The organism is Streptomyces sp. FH025, from assembly GCF_017427025.1.
Lineage (GTDB): Bacteria > Actinomycetota > Actinomycetes > Streptomycetales > Streptomycetaceae > Kitasatospora.
The window spans coordinates 1-2,631 of record NZ_JAFLNG010000896.1; the positions used below are offsets into that span (position 1 = coordinate 1).

Here is a 2,631-nt window from a genome sequence, read left to right on the forward strand (position 1 = left end):
GGTGCACGAGGCCTGCGCGGCGGTGATGCCCGCGAGCCTGCCGTACGCGGTGTACCGGCCCTGGGCGCGGCTGGAGCACTTCCGGCTGCTGCGCCGCTCGGTGCGGCGCGGCGGGCCGCTGCTGGTGCACGACTGCGGCAGCCGTGCCTGGATGCGCCGTTGGCTCGCCCGCGAGGCCGGGCGGCAGGGCCGGGAGCTGCACCTGGTGCTGCTGGACGTCGGCGCCGCCACCGCCCTCGACGGGCAGCGGGCGCGCGGGCGCCGCGCCTCCGCCCGGGTGTTCGCGCGTCACCGCCGAGGCCTGGGGCGCCTGTTGGCGGCCCTCACCCGGTACGTGCGGTGCGGCGGGCCGTCGCCGGTGCCGGAGGCGGCGTCCGTGCTGCTGCTCGACGCCGCCTCCCGCTCCCGGGCGGAGGCCGTCCGCTTCGGCGTCGGGCGAGGGCCGTCGACCGTGGGTGAACCGGGCTGACGGGGGCGGAGGAGACCGGGAGAGGTGACGCGACTCACGTGACCGGGGCGCGTGATCGGGGTAGCACACGGGCGTCGGCCCCGGGACCGCGGAAGCACTGCGAGACTGGGGGCGGCAGAGTTCGTCACGGAGAGAGGTCACACCCGCATGCCCAGCAGCGCCGCCGTCGACAACCCGTGGTTTCGCCGGTTCAACCCGTCCGACTCCGCACCCGCCCGGATCGTGATCTTCCCGCACGCCGGCGGCTCGGCCAGCTACTACCTGGAGCACGCCAACGCGCTCGCCCCGTACGCCGATGTGCTCGCCGTCCAGTACCCGGGCCGGCAGAACCGGTACGCGGAACCGACGATCGACTCGGTGCCGGAGCTCGCCGAGCGGCTCTACCAGGAGCTGAAGGAGTGGACGGGCCTGCCGCTGACCTTCTTCGGGCACAGCATGGGCGCGGCCGTCGCCTTCGAGGTGGCCCGGTGCTTCGCCCGGGACGGCCTGGCGGGGCCCGAGCGGCTGTTCGTCTCGGCAGGCCGCGCACCCTCGCTGCCCCGGGACACCCATGTGCACAAGCTCTCGGACGACGGCATGATCGCGGAGATCGTCCGGCTCGGCGGGACGGACCAGCGGATCCTCGACGTCCCCGCCCTGCGCGAGCTGATCATCCCGGCGCTGCGGGCCGACTACACCGCCATCGAGACCTACCGAGCCTCCCCGGACCACGTCGTGCCGCAGCCGATCATCGGCCTGGTGGGGGAGACCGACGACAACGCCACGGCCGAGCAGGTCGCCCTGTGGGAGCGGCACACCACCGGCGGCTTCGACCTGCGGGTCTTCCCCGGTGGGCACTTCTACGTGGCGGAGCAGGTCGAGGCGCTGACCCGGCTGCTGACGGCGCACCTGCGCTAGACAGGCGTTAGGGTGCCTGGGTGACGACACGTCAGCCGTGTCACCGGAGCCTCGGGAGGCAGCCTTGCGCCGGATCGCCGTCGTCGGAGCGGGCCAGGCCGGCCTGCAACTCGCGCTCGGGCTGGTGGCCGACGGGTACCAGGTGACCCTGGTCGCCGAGCGGACGCCGGAGCAGGTGCGCGGTGGGCGGGTGCTGTCCACCCAGGCGATGTTCGGCCCGGCGCAGCGGATCGAGGCGGCGGCCGGGCTGGACCTGTGGGCGGACGAAGCCCCGGCCGTCCCCTCGGTGGACGCGGTGCTCGTGGTTCCGCCGGCCGTACGGGCCCTGGAGTTCACCATGTCCCCGGACGAGCCCGCCCGGTCGGTGGACCAGCGGATCAAGCTGGCCCGCTGGCTGGAGCTGCTGGAGGAGCGCGGCGGCCGGGTCGAGTACCGGTCGCTGGACCGGGACGGGCTGCGCGAGTTGGCCCGGCGGCACGAACTGACCGTGGTCGCGGCCGGGCGCGGCGAGCTGGCCGGGATCTTCGAACGCGACGCGGCCCGTTCGCCCTTCGACCGGCCGCAGCGCACGCTGTCCTGCCTGTACGCGCACGGCGTCGGCTCGCCGGACCCGACCGCCGGGCCCCGGGCGCGGATGCACGCCCTGCCCGGTCTGGGCGAGCTCTACCTGCAACCGGCGCTCACCCTGTCCGGCCCGTGCGACGTCCTGCTGTGGGAGGCGCAGCCCGGCGGCCCGCTGGACGCGTTCGGCGACCGGCCGGCCGCCGATGTCCAACTCGCCCGGATCCGCGAGCTGTTGACCGAGTACCTGCCCTGGGAGGCGGAGCTCTGGCGGGAGGCCGAGCCGACCGACGCCGGGGCCGGGCTGTGGGGCGCGGTGACTCCGACGGTCCGCCGCCCGGTGGCCGAGCTGGGCTCGGGCGTCGACGCCGTCCACGTCCTGGGCCTCGGCGACGCCGTGGTGGTGAACGACCCGATCACCGGTCAGGGCGCCAACAGCGCGGCCCGCGCGGCGGAGGCCTGTCGGCGGGCGGTGGTCGAGCACGGCGACGCGCCGTTCACGGCGGACTGGATGTGCCGCACCGCTGAGCGCTTCTGGCAGCAACACGCCCGTCACACCGTCGAGTTCACCACGACGATGCTGACCGTGCCGGACCACCTCCAGGGCGTCTTCGCGGCCGCCGCCGAACACCCGGAGGTCGCCCGTCGGCTCGCCAACACCTACGCCGAGCCGAGCGACCACGCCGCCTGGCTGGCCGCGCCCG

General features: G+C 75.2%; 2 protein-coding genes and 1 pseudogene. All 3 read left to right on the forward strand.

Translation table 11 applies throughout. From position 1 onward, the window contains the following. Positions 1-469 (forward strand): annotated as a pseudogene (locus tag J0670_RS35375) (ATP/GTP-binding protein); the annotation flags it as partial. Positions 470-616: 147 nt separating this feature from the next. Further along, positions 617-1,366, forward strand: a complete 750-nt coding sequence (locus J0670_RS35380; RefSeq protein WP_207816671.1) for a thioesterase II family protein — start codon at positions 617-619, stop codon at positions 1,364-1,366. A gap of 64 nt (positions 1,367-1,430) precedes the next feature. Continuing rightward, the coding region (locus tag J0670_RS35385; protein WP_207816672.1) for a styrene monooxygenase/indole monooxygenase family protein at positions 1,431-2,631 on the forward strand (1,201 nt) is incomplete at its 3' end.

Coding starts and splice junctions, on each gene's coding strand:
- J0670_RS35380 (WP_207816671.1), top strand. CDS start 617: ATGCCCAGCAGCGCCGCCGTCGACAACCCGTGGTTTCGCCGGTTCAAC.